Here is an 18,130-nt window from a genome sequence, read left to right as displayed (position 1 = left end):
AAATTATGAATCAGGATTTAAAATTATGAGTACATATAAAGATCTTCAAATATTATCAAATGCTGCATTTTATGATAAATGTAACACACGAAATTATAACCGTGATAATATACTACGAAAAAATACTGATGATTGTATTTATAATGCTAAGATGGGAAATCGGGAAATACCTTTATTTAAAATACTTCTCACAAACAAGTGTAAAAATGACTGTGCATACTGTATAAACTGCAGTAAACATAAAAATCAAAAGGTAGAACTAACGCCTGAAGAACTTGCCCATTGTTATATGAAATACTATGAAGATAATACTGCAGAAGGACTATTTCTAAGTTCAGGTATTAAAAAAGATGCAGATCAAACAATGCATGAATTAATAGAAACAGCTCATATTTTACGTAATAAATACTCATATCAGGGATATATTCATCTTAAAGTTATACCAGGAGCAACACGTGATGATATTAAACATGCAATGCAACTTGCAGATCGTGTAAGTATCAACATAGAATCAGCAACATCTGAAGGATTAAGTGATCTTGCAACAACTAAAGATTATAATAAAGATATAATTAAAAGAATATCTTGGATATCACGATTATCAAACCGGCACCATGAATTAGCACCATCAGGCTTTACAACACAACTTATTGTAGGTGCTAATGATGAGACAGATAAACAGATAATAGATCAAACGCATCATTTACGTAAAAAATATAAAATTACAAATAATTACTTTAGTTCCTTTATACCTGTAAAAGACACTCCACTTGAAAATAAGAAAATATCAGATCCAATGCGTACAAACAGGTTATATCAGATAGAATACCTATTTAGCCAGTATCATATTAAAAAAGATGAACTCATATTTAATGATGATGGCTTTTTAAATTTAAAAGAAGATCCTAAATATAATATTGCAGTAAATAACATGGATAAATATCCTATTGATGTAAACACAGCATCATATAATGAACTTATTCATATACCAGGTATTGGAATTAAAACAGCACGGCGTATAAAAGCACTAAAACGTAAAAATAAGAAAATTACAAGTTTAAAACAATTAAAAGATATGGGTGCTAATATAAATCGTTGTAAGACATTTGTTAAAATAAAAGGACAATATCAATCAACACTATTTTAGTAAAAAAAAGAGTTTGGTGATTAGAAATTATTGTTAAAATAATTTATTCTTCATCATCAAATAATGCCCATACTTCTGGGTATTTTGTTTTTATTGCTTCATCTAGTATTTTTGATGCTTCTTTACTTATACTAAATTCTGGTATTGTTTTTTTAAGATATCTTAGACATGCTGCTGAGTTTGCTGACCAGAGGCTTATTCTTGGATTTTTTTCAACTTCCCTTTTAATTTTTATAACTTTTTCATCTTCAACTAAGAAGTTGTTTGCTACAGTTTTTAGTTGTTTATCCATTTGTGATTCTGATTTTAGCTCTTCTTCTATTTGTTCTGCTTGTTTTATTTGGGTTTGATCTTCTTTTGGTACTCTTATTAGTGCTTCAAGTCCATTTCCTAGTGATTTTTTAGACATTTATTTCATCTCCATTTAGTTTTAAAAATTCTTTTGCAAGTTGTATGTATGATTTACTTCCTGCACATTCTGGGTCATATACTACTCCTGGTTGTCCATGACTTGGTGCTTCAGCTAGTTTTACGTTTCTTGGTATTTTTTCTTTAAATATGTATTCTGTGTCTTTGAAGAATTCTTCTACATTTTCTGAAACTTCACGTGCTAGTTTTGTCCTGGAGTCATATAGTGTTAGTATTATTCCTTTTATTGGGCATTCACTTTTAAGGCGTGTTTGTACTAGATTTATTGTTTTTATTAGATCTGCCATTCCTTCAAGTGCGTAGAATTCTGATTGTATTGGTATTAGTACACTGTCACTTACTACTAGTGCATTGAGTGTTAGTATTCCTAGTGATGGTGGTGCATCTATGAATATGTAGTCAAAATCTACCATGTCACGTTCTAATTTTTCTTCTAAAATGTATGGGTATCCTATTTCTTTGCTTAGTTCAACTTCAGCTCCACTTAGTGAGATGTTACTTGCTATTGCATATAGGTTGGGTGTTGGTGTTTCTACTATTGCATCTACATATGAGCATTTACCTGTTAGTAGTGTGTATATTGTGTTGTCTATTTCATTTTTCTTAATTCCAAGACTGGTGGTTGCATTTGCTTGTGGATCCATATCTATTACTAGGACATTTTTTCCCATAGATGCTAGTGCTGCTGATAGATTTACAGCTGTTGTAGTTTTCCCACAGCCACCTTTCTGATTAAGAATTGTTATAATTTCAGTCATGATAAATCAAATTCCCTTATATTTTTATTCATTTATCAAAAAAGAATGTGTCTTTTTTTATTTTTTTTAGTTTGCTTAGTACTATTTTTATATAAAATAATTATTTATAACTTATGCTATCAAAAGTTATAAGTTATAATATATTTTTTTATAATAGAAAAAAAATAACCAAATTATACTAAAAAAAATACAACATCCTTATCTTAATTAATATCAAAAAAAATAAACTCTTAAATATAAATTTATAATAACAAAAAATATCAATAGATATAATAAATGAAGAGGAGTTATTATGAATGAACATATAGATTCAAGACAAGTTGAAAAAATAATTGCATTTCAAAAAGAACATAACTGCAAAAAACTCGATGAAAACAAGACAATCAAGTGTAACATATGTGGCTATGAATCAGAATATGAATTTCTACCATATAAAACTAGAAATACAAATACAAAACAAAAATGTCCAAACTGCTATGCACTAAAAAGAACACGCTTATTATACTATGTACTTGAACACTACACAGACTATCTAAAACATGATGATATACGAATATTACAAACTTCACCAACAACATCATTATATAAGCGTTTTAAAAGCCAATATCATGATAACTACACATCATCAGATATACAACAAATGCCACAAGTTGATGAAATAATAAATCTTGAAGAAATACCATACCCTGATAACACATTTGATCTAATACTATCAAAACATGTACTAGAACATGTACCAGATTATCCTAAAGCTTTACGTGAAATATACAGAGTGTTAAAACCAGGTGGAAAAATCATATTTTTAATACCATCACTTGACATACCAAAAACATTTGAATTTCCACAAATAAACACACCAGAACTAAGATCAAGATACTACAGACAATTTGATCATCTAAGATACTTTGGTATAGAAAATGTATATAAAGACTTAGAAGATACAGGATTTGACACAATAAAAAATATAGAAAAGAAAATACCAAAAGATGATATGATATACTATCTACTATCAGATGAACCAGTATATATAGGAATAAAACCTGAAAAACCAAAAAATAATATTAAAAATATAGAAGAAGATCCAAAAATAAACCTACAAACACGTAAAAATTACTGTAGTTTATGTGAAAATGAAAATCCTGAAAGATTTAAAGATACAGGCAGTACACATGATTATGTATGCTTAAATTGTTATTCACGTGGTGATGATAGATTAATATATAATGAAATATACTTTGATATAAATGAAGATAGTATAATACTAAATTTTAATTCATCAGAAGCTATGGAAAATAAATTTAAAAAATATAAAAACTACAACAAAAATATACCAGAAAAAGGATTTATACAAAAAACAAAACTAAAAACAACAAACAATGAATACTTAGATAAGCTTCAAAAAATTCAAGATAAAAGTGTTGATTTTATAATATCAAATCATTTCCTTGACCGACAAGTAGATGACTTTAAAATACTCAGGGAGTTTAATCGAATACTTAAATCATCAGGAAAACTACTCATCAAAGAAACAACTGATCTGGACTTAGAATATAAAATAGAAGCACCAGAATATAACCGTGAATATAGACGGTTTTTCATGGGAAATCATGATACAATTAAAGTATATGGAAAAGATTTACTTCACATGTGTCATTTTGCAGGATTTAATATAGAATATGAAGATCCAGAAAAACAAATAAATAACCTACAATCAATAACAAGTCAAAGAACAAAAGCACCACTAATAATATGTACTAAAAAGTAGTTTTAGAATTTTTCTTATTTTAATTTTTTTTAAAAATAGAAGTTATAAGTTATAAGTTAATGTTTAAAAAAAAATTTATTTAATCAATTTAAATAGAAAAAAAAGTAAAAAAATTAGGTTTTAGAAAGATAAAAAAAGAGAAAGGAGTATAAAGATAATTATCCTCCTAACTTTCCTAGAATTTTACACGTTTTGATACCATGCATGGTAGTGGTAATTGTCTAAATGGCATACCTTTTGTTAATTCATGTATTTCATCAGCTAACTGTTCTACACTTATTTCTTCTTTGGTATCATCCATTCTTCTATTTACTGTAATAGTATTTGATTCTACTTCATTATCTCCCACTACTATTGTGTATGGAATCCATTCTTTTCCAGCATTTCTGATTTTTTTACCTAATCTTTCTTGTGTATCATCTATATCTACACGGATGTTTAAATCTTTTATTTGTTCATAGATACCTTCAGCATAAGATAAATGATCATCTGTTACTGGTATTATACGTACTTGTGTTGGTGCAAGCCATAGTGGTAGTGATGGTTTTGCTCCTTTATCTGTTGAAGTTTTTTCAAGTAAACTACAAATTACACGTTCAATACTTCCTGTTGGACTACAGTGGAGTATTGTTGGATATTTTTGTTCCTCATTTTCATCAAGATATGTGATTCCAAATCTTCTTGCTGATTGAATATCCATTTGTACTGTTGGATTTTCTATTGGTCTTCCAAGATCATCTATTGCTGCAAAGTCTACTTTTGCATTCCAGTAGTGTTTCATTTTTGGTAAAATTTCAAGAAGTACTGGTCTTTTTATGTTTTCACGTACTATTTGTTTTACCCAATCTTCGTTTTCTGCATAGAAGTCACGTGTTACTCTAAATGCTATTTCATAGTTTACTTCAAGATCTGCTTCTGTTTTTGCACACATATCTACTTGTTTTGCAAATATTTCACGTGCATGTTCATCATCAAGACATACACTGTGGAAATCAGGCATTGTAAATGCTCGTAGTCTTTTAAGTCCAACTACTTCTCCTTGTCTTTCAAATCTAAAACTAAATGTTGAAAGTTCATAGATTCCTACAGGCATATTTTTCCATGTAAAGAATGAGTCTGCTAGAATTCTAAATGCTCCGAAGCAACATGCAAATCTTAACATTAATTCTCGGTGTTTAGTTTTTAATCTGTATTGTCTTTCTCCGAATTTTGCTGCATGTTCTCGTATTGCAGTATCAGCTAAATCATACATTACAGGTGTTTCAACAGGCATTGCTCCACGTTCTACTACAAGATTATATACATAATCAGATAAGAGATCTTTTACAAGTTTTCCTTTTGGATACCAACGGATGTGTCCTACATCTGCTGATGGTTCATTACTTGCTAGTTCTTTTTCTTTCATTAATCGTACGTGTGGTGGTTGTTTTCCTGTATCTTTGGATTTTCCTAATTCATGATCAATTAATTGTTTTAGTGTTTTTGTTTTGTAATTGTAATCATCTACAGGATATGTTTGTCCATCTTCTTCAAGTATGAGCATGGTATTTGGTTCTTCTTCCTCTTCACCATCATCTACTTTAATTGTTTCTTCTTCTGTTTCTGCTACTGGATCTACTGTTATTGTACGTGATAATTCTGATAGTGGATGTCCTTTACATGAAAGTTCAAATGACTTATACCATCCGAATGGTACACGTAGTACTGCTTGGTTATTTTCAATAAGTTTTGTTTCAATATCTTTAAGTATTTGTGTTGCAACTTTAGGATTTGATAATGATGAGCTAAGATGAGCATATGGATAAATTACAATATTATCTGCATTTACCTTGTTTTGTACATTAAGTATTTCATTTACAGCCTTTTGTACAATTACATCAGGATTTTGTTCATCATCTTCTTCAACAGCAATGAATGCTACAAGTGCATTATCTACTCCTGCTGCTCTTTTTTCATCATCAATATCTTCAGCTATTTTAGTTTTACTCCGAGTTTTATAACGTAAATAGTCAGAATGTATCATTAAGGTTCGCATCTCTAATTATTCCTCCATTTATTAAAATAAGATGTTTTCATATTTGCAGTTATGTTGCTTTAAATATTATTGGTTATTATATTTATTATTACTATTATATTAATTATAGTTTAAAAGCCTACAACACACAATTAAAAGTTTTACTAAAAAAAGGGGTTAATATGAATTATAAAAATATTATCTTTAGATAAAAAATAGTATTAAAAAAAATAAGATAAAAAAAGGGAGTAAGAAGAAGGAAATGTAAATTTTTCTTTTTAACTAAAAAAAGAAGAGTAGTTTTACATGAATTGTGGTGCTTTAATTCCTAGTAGTTTTAGTGAGTTTTTAAGTGTTATTCTAGATGCATCTACTAGTTTAATTCTTAGTTTTTCATGTTCTGATCCTATTACTTGTTGTGATTTGTAGAATTTGTTAAATGCTTTAGATAAACTTAATGTGTATTCTGCTAGATGATGTACACGTCTTTCTTCTGCTGATTGTCTGATTATTTCAGTAAATCTGGATAATTCTTTAATTAGTTCTTTTTCTTCATCATCAAGTTCATAATCACAGATTACTTCTTCATATTCATCATAGTTATCTACTTTTGATAGTAGTTTACATGCTCGTGCGTGTGCATATTGTATTGATGCACATCCTCTTTCAAAGCTTAGTGCTTCTTCCCATTTAAATGTGATTGGTTTTTCTGGTGATATTTGATTTATGTAGAATCTTATTGATCCTATTCCTATGATTCGTGCTACTTCATCTACTTGTTTTTCTGTTAAATCTAGATCTCGTCTTAGTATTTCATCTTTTGCATGTTGTATTGATTCTTCAATAAATTCATCTACTGATATGAATACTCCACGTCTTGTTGACATTGAACCTTCTGGTAGATCTATAAATTCATAAAATACTACTTCAGGTGGTCTGTTATCTGATAAGTCTAATGCTATGCTTAGTTGTTTTGCTGCTAGTTTATGGTCTGCTCCTAGTATATCTAGTGATATGTCACTGTTTTTTGTTTTATATTGATGATATGCAAGATCCCTGGTTACATATAATGATGTTCCATTAGATCGTCTTAGTACTAATTCTTTATCTATTCCATATTTTTCAAGTGGTAAGTATAGTATGTCTTTTTGTATTGTGAATGGTTGTAGTTTTTCTAGTACATTTGCTACTCCACCATTTCTTAAAAATGTACTTTCCCATTTAAATAGGTTCATTTTGATGTTTAAATCTTTTAATGTGCTTTTTATTCCATCTATACAGTATTCTACAACTTTTTCAAATGCATCAATTAATCTTGCATTTTCTCCTTGTTCATATTCATAGAGTATATCATCAATTTCTTTGTTGTATTCTGGTGTTTCTTCAAGTTTTTGGTTTGCTTGGAAATATACTTCTCCTATTGCATGATCTGGTTTTTTATCATCATCTAATTTTAGGTTGAATTTATTCATTCCCCATACGATGATTGCAATTTGTCGTCCCATGTCATTTACGTAGTATTGTGCTTCTACTTTGTATCCTGCGTGTTGTAAGATTCTTTTTAGTGAATCTCCTAGTATTGAGTTACGAAGGTGTCCTACATGTAATGGTCCATTTGGATTTGCTGATGTGTGTTCTAGTAATATTCTTTGTTCTTTTTCAGGTAGTTCTCCATAATTTTGATCTATGTAGTTTACCATTTTTGTTGCAAAAAGTGTGTAGTTGATGAAAAAGTTTATGTATGGTCCTTTAGTTTCTACTTTTTTAAAATATAATGGTAATCGTATATGTTGTTTGATGTTTTCTGCTATTTCTACTGGTGATTTTTTAAGTTTTTGTGCAAGAGTAAATGCTACATTTGTTGATATATCTCCCATTTCTGGGTTTGGTGGTTCTTCAAATGTTATTTCATCATCTAGTGTTATTCTTTGTTTTGCTAGTGATTCTTCTATACTTTCTTTTAGTTCATTTTTAAGTTTTGTATACAAGGTGTTAAACCCTCCTTTATTCATTTATTATTTTATTTTAATTATAGTCCTCTGAAAGCTAATGTTATATATCCTATTTTAGGTATTACAATTAGATGTCCACCAATGGTTAGTACTTTTGCTTTTATCTGATCAGACGTTACAAGAGCAGGATCTGGTTTTGGATTATTATCTCCTTTTATTTCAAAATATTTTGTTCCATTTATGGTTTGTTCATCTATTACCCGGTGTACTACTGGTTCTGGATACCATGTAGCATCATATACTACTACATCTCCTACATGTACATCATTTTCTGGATTAAATTCTTGTATTCCAAATAGGTTTGTATTTTCTACTGCTACAATATCACCACGATAAAAAGATGGTTCCATACTGCCTGATACTACAACATTTAGGTGTGATGCTAGTAGTACTGCTACTAGTATTATGATTATATAGCTTGCTGCTTCTTTTATTAGATATTTTTGTCGATTTTTCTTTTTTTGTTGTTTTTTAAGTTTTCTTGCTTCTGCTTTTTGTTTCTGTTTTTGTTGTTTTTTCTTGCGATTTTTAGGTTTTGATGACATTTTAGATTTTACACCTCCTTTTTATAATTCCTAAAATTTAAGGATTTTTTTTGGTTTTTTTCTACAATTTTTAAAAAAAAATATGTAAATAAAAAAAAATGGATATTAAAGGGGTGGTTAAGTAATTAGCCTTCTTATTATGAGTAATTCTAGTTTTATTTAAGTACTGCTCCTTTATCAGCACTTGTTGCTAGTTGTTGGTACTGTCTTAGCCATCCTTTAAGGTTACGTTCTACAGGTTTTACATCTTTAAGACGTTCTTGTATTTCTGCATCATCAACTTCTAGGTTTATTGTACGTTCAGGTACGTTAATTGATACAATATCTCCATCTTTTATTGCACCAATAGGTCCACCTGCTGCAGCTTCAGGTGATATGTGTCCTACACATGGTCCACGACTTCCACCTGAGAATCTTCCATCTGTTATTAATGCTACGTGGAATAGTTCTCGTCCCATGATTGCAGCTGTAGGGTTGAGCATTTCACGCATACCTGGTCCACCTTTTGGTCCTTCATATCTTATTACTACAACATCACCATCTATTATTTCATCATTTTCAATAGCTACTACTGCTTCTTCTTCTGAGTTAAATACTTTACATGGACCTGAATGTACTAGCATATCTTCATTTACTGCTCCTTGTTTTATTACACATCCATTTGGTGCAACATTTCCGTATAGTACTGCAATTCCACCTTCATCTCGTACTGGTTCTTCTATTGTGTGTATTACATCATAGTTTACATCACATACATCTTCTAGGTTTTCTTTTACAGTTTCTGCTGTTACTGTCATACAATCTGTGTGCATTAAACTTTCAAGGTTTTTCATTACACCAGGTATTCCACCTGCATTTTCCACATCTATCATGTGATTGTGTCCTCCTGGACGGATACTGCAGATGTATGGTATTTGGTGACTTAATTTATCAAATAGGTCAATTGTAACATCAACATCATCTACTTCATTTGCTATTGCTGGTATGTGTAGTGTTGTGTTGGTTGATCCACCTAATGCTAGATCTACTATTATTGCATTTTCAAATGCTTCTTGTGTTAGTATATCTGATGGTTTTATGTCATCTTCAAGTAATTTGAAGATTTGTTTTGCTGATTGACGTGCTACTTCTACTTTATGATCACTTACAGCGTGTGCTGTTGCACATCCTGGAAGACTCATTCCAAGTGTTTCAGTTAGACATGCCATTGTGTTTGCTGTGAAAAGTCCTGCACATGATCCAGGTCCTGGACATGCTGCACATTCAAGTTCATATAATTCTTCTTCTGACATTTTACCTGATTGTACTGCACCTACAGCTTCAGTTACGTTAATGAAGTCTATAACTTCACCATTTAGTTTTCCTGGCATCATAGGTCCACCAGTTATTACTATTGCTGGTATGTTTAGTCTTGCTGCTGCCATGAGCATTCCCGGTACTACTTTATCACATGTTGGCATTAGTATTAGTGCATCAAATTGATGTGCCATTGCCATACTTTCTACTGTGTTTGCTATTATTTCACGTGATGGTAGTGAGTATCTCATTCCTTCATGGTTCATTGCTATTCCATCACATACTGCCATTGTGTCAAATTCAAATGGTATTCCACCATTTTTTAGTACTTCTTCTTTTACAACTTCCACTAAGTCTTTTAGGTGCATGTGTCCTGGTACTACATCTGTGTAACTGTTTGCTATTCCTATGAATGGTTTTTTCATATCATCATCATCTAGTCCACATGCTCTTAGTAGTGATCTGTGTGATGTTCGGTTTAATCCTTTTTTTACATTGTCACTTCTCATGTTTTACGCTCCTTTTTTATTTTTTTTTATCCAGATTATATGATTTTTCAAATATTATATACATCCCCTTTTTTTTAAGAAAAATTTTTTAATTAATTCCCCTTTTTTTCATACTAAAACGTTAGGTTATATTAATATTAAGATAAAAAACATCTGCTTTTTCTGGATTTTTATTATCATATATTTTTCTTGAGTATAAAAAATTAAATTTAGTTAAAAAAAATAAAATTGTAAATGTTTTTTTTATATCTTTCTTTTTATGAAAAAATAATTTATTTATTATATAGTTATCTTTATATAAAAATATAAATAAATTTTATGGACATAACACATTTTTATCCATATTTATTAAAAAATATAATAAAAAGTATAATATAGTAGAAGTTATAATATATATTAATATAAAAGTGGGCTCGTAGTCTAGCCAGGATTATGACGTGGGACTTCGGATCCCAAGATCGGGGGTTCAAATCCCCCCGGGCTCGTACTTTTAAAGATAAATTTAAAGCTATTTTTTTTGAGATAATAACTTATTTTAACTTACCAAATATAATACTACTATTTTTTATTAAATTTTTCGTTAAGCCTAAATTTTCAATAAAATTTATAAATAATAAAAATCATAGTTATAAAAAAGAACTTTTTTTTTAATCAATAGAAGTAGTGAAGGCAAAATCTAATAAAAAAAAACATTAAGAATTTTCTTGCTCTATGTTACTTTAAAAGATATGAATATTTTTTTTTAAAACAAATTATATGAATTAAATATAAAACCATTTAATATTTTTGAATTAAAATTTGGATTTTGATAATAATGATAAACATAAACGATAAATTCAACCTAAAAGTAGAACATGACCACTTATATATTGGTGATGTTGATGCAAATGATATTGCAGAAAAATATGGAACACCACTATATGTAATAGATGAACAAAAAGTACGAAACAATTACCAAAAACTATACAATGCATTTAGTGAAAAATACTCAAAATTACACATGTGCTACGCTGCAAAAGCAAACACATCACTTGCTGTACTAAGAATTCTTGAAGAAGAAGGAAGCTACATTGATGCAGTTTCACCTGGTGAAATATACACAGCACTTCTTGCAGGATTTACACCAGAACGCATAGTATTTACAGGAAACAATGTAACTAATGAAGAACTAGAATATGCACACAAAGCAGGTGTAATGATAAATCTTGATAGTATATCAGCACTAGAAAGATTAAGTAAAATCGAAGGTACAGAAGGTAAAGAAATATCAATTCGTGTAAATCCAATGGTAGAAGCAGGACATCATGAACACTGTATTACTGGAGGTCCAAAAAGTAAATTTGGAATTCGTGAAGATGAAGCAGTAGAAGTATATCAAAAAGCAATAGATCTTGGATTTAAACCTGTTGGAATGCACTCACACATTGGATCTGAAATTCTAGAATCAGAACCATTCATGCTAGCTGTAGAAACTATGATGAACATAGCAGGAAAAGTACATACAGATGTAGGAGTAGACTTTAAATTCCTAGACTTTGGTGGAGGATTTGGAATACCATATGAACCTTCAGAAGAACCATTAGATCTTGAAAAATTCACAACAGATATCATAAATCTCTTCACAGAAAAACTTGATGAATATGATATGGGAAGACCAGAAATGTATGTTGAACCAGGACGTTTCATAGTAGGAAATGCAGAAGTTCTACTTACACGTGTTAACACAATTAAAGAAAGCTATCGTAAATTTGCAGGTGTTGACTGTGGATTTGGAACACTACTAAGACCAACAATGTATGGATCATACCATCATATAGTAGTAGCAAACAACATGAATGCAGCAGATACACAACAAATAGACATAGCAGGAGATCTATGTGAATCAGGAGATCTATTTGCACGAGATAGACCAATGCCAGAACTTAAAGAAGGAGATCTACTTGCAATTCTTAATGCTGGAGCATATGCTTTTAGTATGGCATCCCAGTACAACTCAAGACCAAGACCAGCAGAAGTGATGGTAAATAAAGAACAAGTAGATGTAATACGTAGACGAGAAAATTTCAGCGACCTATTTAATGGTCAAGTTGTCCCAATAAGGTTATTAAAATGAATAAAGAAATACAATTTACAAAAATGCATGCACTAGGAAATGACTACATAGTAATAAATGAAACAAAAGAAACAGTTATTGATGAAGATATGAAAACACCATTATCTGATACTATCTGTACACGTAGATTCAATGTGGGAGCTGATGGTGTAATATTCGCATGTAAATCAGACAAAGCAGATGTTAAATTCCGTATATTTAACAGTGATGGAAGTGAAGCTGAAATGTGTGGAAATGGTATCAGATGTCTTGCAAAATATGTATATGATAATGACATAGTTAAAAAAACAACCATGCAAATTGAAACCATGGAAGATATAAAAGAAGCAAGACTTACTGTAGATGAAAATGATGAAGTTACAAGTATTCAAATAGACATGGGACGAGGATACTTTAAACCTGAAGATATTCCAGCAATTGCTCCTAGTGGTAATACTGATGAATTTATCAATGAAGAAATAGTAGTAGAAGATGAAACAGTTATCATGAATGCTGCAAGTGTAGGAAACCCACATGCAGTATGTTTTACTGATGTAAACATTGATGATATAGACTTAGACTTCTATGGTCCACGTATTGAAACACATGAAGCATTCCCAGAAAAAGTTAATGTACACTTTGTAAATATTATAACACCTGATGAAATAAACATTCTAACATGGGAACGTGGAGCAGGATTTACCTATGCATGTGGAACTGGAACAACCACTTGTGTACTTCTAGGATATAAAACAGGATTATTAGCTGATCATGTACATGCACATCTTTCAGGTGGAGATCTTGATATTACAATTACAGATCATGATGATTACCTTACAGCTACAATGGAAGGTCGTGCTGTAACTGTATATGAAGCAAGTATGAACGTTGAATTATAAGTTTAACATCATAACCTCCCTCTAACATTTTATTTTTTTTAAAAACTTTTTAAAATAAAGTAGATTTTTATTCCATATACTTTTAAGTTTTTTTATAGATATTATTATATTTACTAAAAAACATAAATTATCATTAGAATATAAAATTATCATTATAATAAATTTAATCATTTTTAGTATCATCCCATAATCAATAAATAAATGATACTTTAATGAAAAAATTATAAATATTTAAAATGACTTTTATATTCTAAATAGCATTATATATTAACACAATGAAGAGTAGTATATATGTTAGTAAAACAGCATGAAATTATGGTAGATAATAAAAGTTACCTGGCAGATGTAACCATACCTGAACCATCTGATTTAGATTATTTCATTCAAATTTACGAAAAATGGTTTGACTTAATTGAACTATTAGATGAATTCAAATGTGGAAGAGTCTGTCTGTCAGAATTTAGTGAACTTCTTTTTTGTCTAGTTAATAATTGTTGGAGATGTAACAATATAAAAAACATAAGCAAAGCCTATAAAGATTTTGATTGTTATAACCCACTAACGCAAAAAACAATTGAAATTATTTCAACTAATGTCAAAGAAGATATAACATCGTTTGATCCTAACCTAAGTTGGGACGAACTGTACTTTATTGACTTCTATTGTGACATAGAATTCAATGGAAGCTTTAAAATATATAAGATTCCAAAAAAGTATTTCCAGATGTTAATTACTAAGGAAGAATATAATCAACAAAAAAAAAGACCGATAACATCAATAAAAAAGGATATTATTTCTAAATATGATATAAAACCTGAATGTTCATATAACTTATATGATCTTACATCATCATATTCTAAAAATAACTAATATTAATCTAACGGTCCTTTAAAAAATAATAATTAGTATGATAGGAAAATAATTTTACAGTCATTACTCTTAGTTATGATTACTATCATATTCAATATTATTATTTTAATTAAAAATAGACAAAACCTCTTACACTAAATTAGAAAGCCATAACTTTAATGTAAATGTTTAAAAACTAACATTCTATTAAACCCCCCTTTTTACTCACCACCCAAAAATCTTCTTTGATTTTAAAATTAAATTATTTTTACCTAAATTTTACTATTTCTTATAAAAAAAAAATAAACTTAATAACTCATTTACACTTGCAATATATGAGTAAATTATACACTTGCAACATACGTTTAATAAGAGTCTAAAAAAAATATTACTATAAAAAAAAAGTGGGTGGGGAATTAACATCTGAAAAATGAAAAAAAAATAAGTTATTCTTCATCATCAAAACAACGATTATATTCAGCATTACGTGTTTTATATATTACAGATCGTCTTAGTTTTAGTAAATCTTTCTTCTTACGATCAAAGTCATCCATACATTTAATATTTTCTTTTACATATGGAAGAACTTCATCTACTACAACATCTTTATGTATCCAGTTACAATCTTTACAGTTCCATACATTTTTATCTGTTATCCATGAACCATTTGTTGAACCATCTCCACATGGATAGAATGGACAATAACAGAATGTACAACTTTCCTCACCATTATGACATGCGAAGTATTCACATTCAAGGTTAGGACCTATTTGTATATCACCATTAAAGAATCTATCATAGAATTCCTCTGTTTGTGGTGGAAGTGTAGCATTTATTTTATATCCACGTGGTGTTATCATTTTACCTTTTTTTACATATGTAAGTGAATTTCCAACAATTATTGTAGTTGTCATGTGAATATCTTGATCTTTAAGATCTTTAAGTTTGCATAGTTCTACTATTGTATCTTCACCTTCTGTTTTTACAATTCCAACAGGTACTTCAGGGTTACGATTTTCATTTAATATTTCACATGCACGTTCAAATGGCTCTGTTCTAGTTTTACTTTTTGGATTATAAAATGCAATAATCATATCAGCAACTGCTGCATGTTCTATTTTACGTTCAATTTCATCAAGTGGTGTTAGAAGATTACTTAAACTTATTATTGCAAGATCATGTAATGGTGCTCCAAGTGCACTTGCAGCATAAGTTGCTGCTGTTACTCCTGGTATTACTTCAAATTCAAGATCACTATATTTATCTATTATTTGGAAGTATACATTTGCCATTCCATATATTCCAGGATCTCCTGAGCTTATGATTGCAACTTTATTTCCTTCTTTTTCTTTTTCTATTGCAAGTTCTACACGATCCATTTCATCTCCCATTCCACGACGATATACTTCTTTTCCTTCAAGTAGATCTTCTATGTGATCAAGGTATGGACTATATGCTATTATTACATCCGCATCTCGTATTACATCTACAGCTTTAAGTGTTATTAGTTCTCTTTTTGAACCTATTCCTACTAAACTTATCATTAGTAATTCCTCATTAATTTTGAATATATAAAAAATTTTTTCTAAAAATAGTTCTTTCTTTTAAATTCTTTCTTTGCACTACTTTTATTTTTTTTATTATTATATTTTTTTTTCACCTATTTTTTTTAGTTATAATTGGTTGATATTATAATGTATTTTTTTTAATATTTATTATTAAGGTTAAAAAATGTATATTTTTCTAGTTAAATTCAGATTTTAGGATTAAATAGTTAGTTTTAGTTTAATTTTAAAGATAAAAAATAAAAAATAGTTTAACTAAAGTTTAATTTTAAGTATAGAAAAAAAGATTAAAAAAAAAGAGGAAAGGGTGTTTATGTTTTAAATTGTAATGCCTTATCAATTAAATCAGTATCACATTGTAGTGTAATTATGTTGGTTCGTCCTCGTCCTCGTCCTCGTGAGATGGTATTTGTTGATATGAGTCCTAGCATTTCAAGTTCATTTACAAAGTCAAATAGTCGTCTGTATGATACTGCATCTGATTTTGCTAGTTTTTGGTATGATTCATATAGTTTTCCTGAGGTTATTTCCTTTTTTTTCTCAGTTAGATCTTTAATTGTTTCAAGTACTCTTTGTTGTTGTATTGGTAGTGTTACAATTACATCATATATTTTATTGTGTTCTATACGATCTTTTGCTTCTTCTACAAAGTTTCGATTTACTTCACTTGCTCCTATTTCATCTGCTATTTCACCTGATGTTTTAAGAAGATCTAGTGCATATCGTGCATCTCCTTCTTCTTTTGCTGCAAGTGCTGCACAATATGAAAGTACTCCACTTGATATTACTCCTTCTTTAAATGATAGTTGTGATCTTTCTTTTAGGATATCTTGTAGTTGTGCTGCATTATATGGTGGAAATACTATTTCACGATCACGTAGACTGCTTTTTACTTTAGGTTTTATGAATTTTTTAAAGTCTACATAGTTACTTATTGATGTTATTGCAACATTATCAGTTCGAGTTAAAGTGTAGAGTATGCTATCTCCATCATTTTTTAGTACTACATCAATTTCATCTAATATTACAATAAGTATCATATCTTTTCCTAGAACATTTTTTGTAAATAGACTTCTGAATGTATTTACAACCTCAGCTTTTGTCCATCCTCTAAAAGGTACTGGTTTTCCTAGTTTTTGACATAGTTGTGCTAGTATCTGGTATTCTGTGTTAAAGTCTGTGCAACGTAGGTATTCTATTCTTATGTTAAGATTTCTTTCTGAGGCAATTTCTTCGAGTTGTTTTTTTGCATATAGTGTTGCTGATGTTTTTCCAGTCCCTGTTTTACCATATAATGTTATATCCGGTGGTGTAATATTATTTAGTGCTTCAACCCAATATTTTGCTATTGACTCAATTTGTTCGTTTCTGTGAGGTAGAGTTTCTGGGATAAATCTATGATCCAAATATTCTTTGGTTTTAAAGATGGTTTCTTTTTCATCTAATTTTTGAAATATATTCATGTATTACCTCTTATTATTATTTTTTCATTTTTTTTTTAATTAGTAGCTTAATTTTATTTTATGTGGTGAGGATACCATTTTTGTTTAATATTATGTTATGAGTTTTGCACTTGAAACTCTATTATTACAAGTGAAAATATAATACTCATTATCTTTTTTATAATATAAAAAATGTAGCACATAAACTTACAATTTACAAGTGATTTATGATGTTACATTAAAGATATGTTAATAATTTATTTTAAAAATAATCAAATAAAATTATTAAATAAAGAATATAAAAAATTATAAAAAATAAATAAAGATAAATAAAATTATAAATTTAAAATAAACAATAAAAATAGATTTAATTTTAAAAATAATTTTTAAAAAAATTGTAAATAATTTAAATAATTTAATAAAGCAATATTTTAGTAAATTACAATAGAAAATAGTTAATTTTTTTATTTTAATCTATTAAAAATTAATAATTTTACACTTGAAATATAACTTTTGTAGAATTTTAACGTCACATTTTTATATTTGTCATTCATTAGTATATATACTAAGAGAGAGGGTCATAGATTGCAAGTGTAACTCACGAGAGAGTACCCCCAACCCCAATTCATCACGATTCATCATACTGTATTACACCTAAAAAATCATAAATAAAACAATGAAACATGAAAATAACTATTAAAATAAAGTTTAACAAAAAAATACACTTAAAACATACGACAAACTTAAAAAAACAAAGAAAAACAAAATAAAAAATAAAATAAAAATAAAATATATAATAATATAATAT

Annotated in this window: 13 protein-coding genes and 1 tRNA gene; 6 read left to right on the top strand and 8 right to left on the bottom strand. The window is 29.0% G+C overall.

Annotated elements, in window-relative coordinates:
- Positions 1–25: 25 nt before the first annotated feature.
- A complete protein-coding gene (locus MSCUN_RS01210) occupies positions 26–1,147 on the top strand; it encodes a helix-hairpin-helix domain-containing protein (protein WP_095608141.1) in 1,122 nt (373 codons plus the stop codon).
- Positions 1,148–1,190: 43 nt separating this feature from the next.
- Here the strand turns inward: MSCUN_RS01210 and MSCUN_RS01205 are convergent, their stop codons facing one another.
- Positions 1,191–1,556 (bottom strand): hypothetical protein, encoded by a 366-nt coding sequence (locus MSCUN_RS01205; protein WP_095608142.1) that lies wholly within the window; start codon positions 1,554–1,556, stop codon positions 1,191–1,193.
- A complete protein-coding gene (locus MSCUN_RS01200; protein ID WP_095608143.1) occupies positions 1,549–2,334 on the bottom strand; it encodes a ParA family protein in 786 nt (261 codons plus the stop codon). The genes MSCUN_RS01205 and MSCUN_RS01200 overlap by 8 nt, the downstream gene beginning before the upstream one ends.
- Positions 2,335–2,626: 292 nt before the next feature.
- Between MSCUN_RS01200 and MSCUN_RS01195 the strand changes: the two genes are divergently transcribed.
- The gene (locus MSCUN_RS01195) at positions 2,627–4,099 is read left to right on the top strand and encodes a methyltransferase domain-containing protein (RefSeq protein ID WP_095608144.1); all 1,473 of its coding nucleotides are present in this window, start codon (positions 2,627–2,629) and stop codon (positions 4,097–4,099) included.
- A 175-nt stretch (positions 4,100–4,274) separates the two neighbouring features.
- Here the strand turns inward: MSCUN_RS01195 and MSCUN_RS01190 are convergent, their stop codons facing one another.
- From MSCUN_RS01190 to ilvD, 4 genes are all read right to left on the bottom strand, one after another.
- Positions 4,275–6,134, bottom strand: a complete 1,860-nt coding sequence (locus tag MSCUN_RS01190; protein ID WP_095608145.1) for a threonine--tRNA ligase — start codon at positions 6,132–6,134, stop codon at positions 4,275–4,277.
- Positions 6,135–6,415: 281 nt separating this feature from the next.
- Positions 6,416–8,101: an arginine--tRNA ligase gene (gene argS, locus MSCUN_RS01185; RefSeq protein WP_095608146.1), complete on the bottom strand. Its 1,686-nt coding sequence runs from the start codon at positions 8,099–8,101 to the stop codon at positions 6,416–6,418.
- 41 nt (positions 8,102–8,142) lie between these two features.
- Entirely contained in the window at positions 8,143–8,670 is a 528-nt protein-coding gene (locus MSCUN_RS01180; protein ID WP_095608147.1) for a signal peptidase I, read from the bottom strand.
- A gap of 155 nt (positions 8,671–8,825) precedes the next feature.
- Positions 8,826–10,475 carry a dihydroxy-acid dehydratase gene (gene ilvD, locus MSCUN_RS01175; RefSeq protein WP_095608148.1) on the bottom strand — a complete coding sequence of 550 codons (1,650 nt, stop codon included), beginning with the start codon at positions 10,473–10,475 and terminating at the stop codon, positions 8,826–8,828.
- Between the two features lie 409 nt (positions 10,476–10,884).
- Here ilvD and MSCUN_RS01170 point away from each other — a divergent pair.
- The 4 genes from MSCUN_RS01170 to MSCUN_RS01155 all read left to right on the top strand — a co-directional run bounded on the left by MSCUN_RS01170 (position 10,885) and on the right by MSCUN_RS01155 (position 14,336).
- Positions 10,885–10,960 (top strand) — tRNA-Arg (locus MSCUN_RS01170).
- 320 nt (positions 10,961–11,280) lie between these two features.
- Complete coding sequence (lysA, locus tag MSCUN_RS01165) at positions 11,281–12,588, top strand: diaminopimelate decarboxylase (protein WP_394338953.1); 1,308 nt, start codon at positions 11,281–11,283, stop codon at positions 12,586–12,588.
- Positions 12,585–13,466, top strand: coding sequence for a diaminopimelate epimerase (gene dapF / locus MSCUN_RS01160; protein WP_095608150.1), 882 nt, complete (start codon positions 12,585–12,587; stop codon positions 13,464–13,466). The genes lysA and dapF overlap by 4 nt, the downstream gene beginning before the upstream one ends.
- Before the next feature lie 291 nt (positions 13,467–13,757).
- On the top strand, positions 13,758–14,336 hold the full coding sequence (locus tag MSCUN_RS01155; RefSeq protein WP_095608151.1) for a Bsp6I family type II restriction endonuclease: 579 nt from the start codon (positions 13,758–13,760) through the stop codon (positions 14,334–14,336).
- 425 nt (positions 14,337–14,761) lie between these two features.
- Here MSCUN_RS01155 and cobJ read toward each other — a convergent pair whose 3' ends face one another.
- Positions 14,762–15,859, bottom strand: a complete 1,098-nt coding sequence (cobJ, locus tag MSCUN_RS01150; protein WP_095608152.1) for a precorrin-3B C(17)-methyltransferase — start codon at positions 15,857–15,859, stop codon at positions 14,762–14,764.
- 332 nt (positions 15,860–16,191) lie between these two features.
- Positions 16,192–17,343: a Cdc6/Cdc18 family protein gene (locus MSCUN_RS01145; protein ID WP_095608153.1), complete on the bottom strand. Its 1,152-nt coding sequence runs from the start codon at positions 17,341–17,343 to the stop codon at positions 16,192–16,194.
- Positions 17,344–18,130: the final 787 nt, after the last annotated feature.

It is taken from the genome of Methanosphaera cuniculi, from assembly GCF_003149675.1.
GTDB classification, from domain to species: domain Archaea; phylum Methanobacteriota; class Methanobacteria; order Methanobacteriales; family Methanobacteriaceae; genus Methanosphaera; species Methanosphaera cuniculi.
The sequence above is the reverse complement of the archived record's forward strand: the minus strand, read 5'-3'. Positions and strand labels throughout refer to the sequence as shown.

Excerpts from the sequence above, each read along its gene's own strand:
- MSCUN_RS01210 (WP_095608141.1), top strand. The coding sequence starts at position 26 with ATGAGTACATATAAAGATCTTCAAATATTATCAAATGCTGCATTTTAT.
- MSCUN_RS01205 (WP_095608142.1), bottom strand. The coding sequence starts at position 1,556 with ATGTCTAAAAAATCACTAGGAAATGGACTTGAAGCACTAATAAGAGTA.
- MSCUN_RS01200 (WP_095608143.1), bottom strand. The coding sequence starts at position 2,334 with ATGACTGAAATTATAACAATTCTTAATCAGAAAGGTGGCTGTGGGAAA.
- MSCUN_RS01195 (WP_095608144.1), top strand. The coding sequence starts at position 2,627 with ATGAATGAACATATAGATTCAAGACAAGTTGAAAAAATAATTGCATTT.
- MSCUN_RS01190 (WP_095608145.1), bottom strand. The coding sequence starts at position 6,134 with ATGCGAACCTTAATGATACATTCTGACTATTTACGTTATAAAACTCGG.
- MSCUN_RS01180 (WP_095608147.1), bottom strand. The coding sequence starts at position 8,670 with ATGTCATCAAAACCTAAAAATCGCAAGAAAAAACAACAAAAACAGAAA.
- ilvD (WP_095608148.1), bottom strand. The coding sequence starts at position 10,475 with ATGAGAAGTGACAATGTAAAAAAAGGATTAAACCGAACATCACACAGA.
- dapF (WP_095608150.1), top strand. The coding sequence starts at position 12,585 with ATGAATAAAGAAATACAATTTACAAAAATGCATGCACTAGGAAATGAC.
- MSCUN_RS01155 (WP_095608151.1), top strand. The coding sequence starts at position 13,758 with ATGTTAGTAAAACAGCATGAAATTATGGTAGATAATAAAAGTTACCTG.
- cobJ (WP_095608152.1), bottom strand. The coding sequence starts at position 15,859 with ATGATAAGTTTAGTAGGAATAGGTTCAAAAAGAGAACTAATAACACTT.
- MSCUN_RS01145 (WP_095608153.1), bottom strand. The coding sequence starts at position 17,343 with ATGAATATATTTCAAAAATTAGATGAAAAAGAAACCATCTTTAAAACC.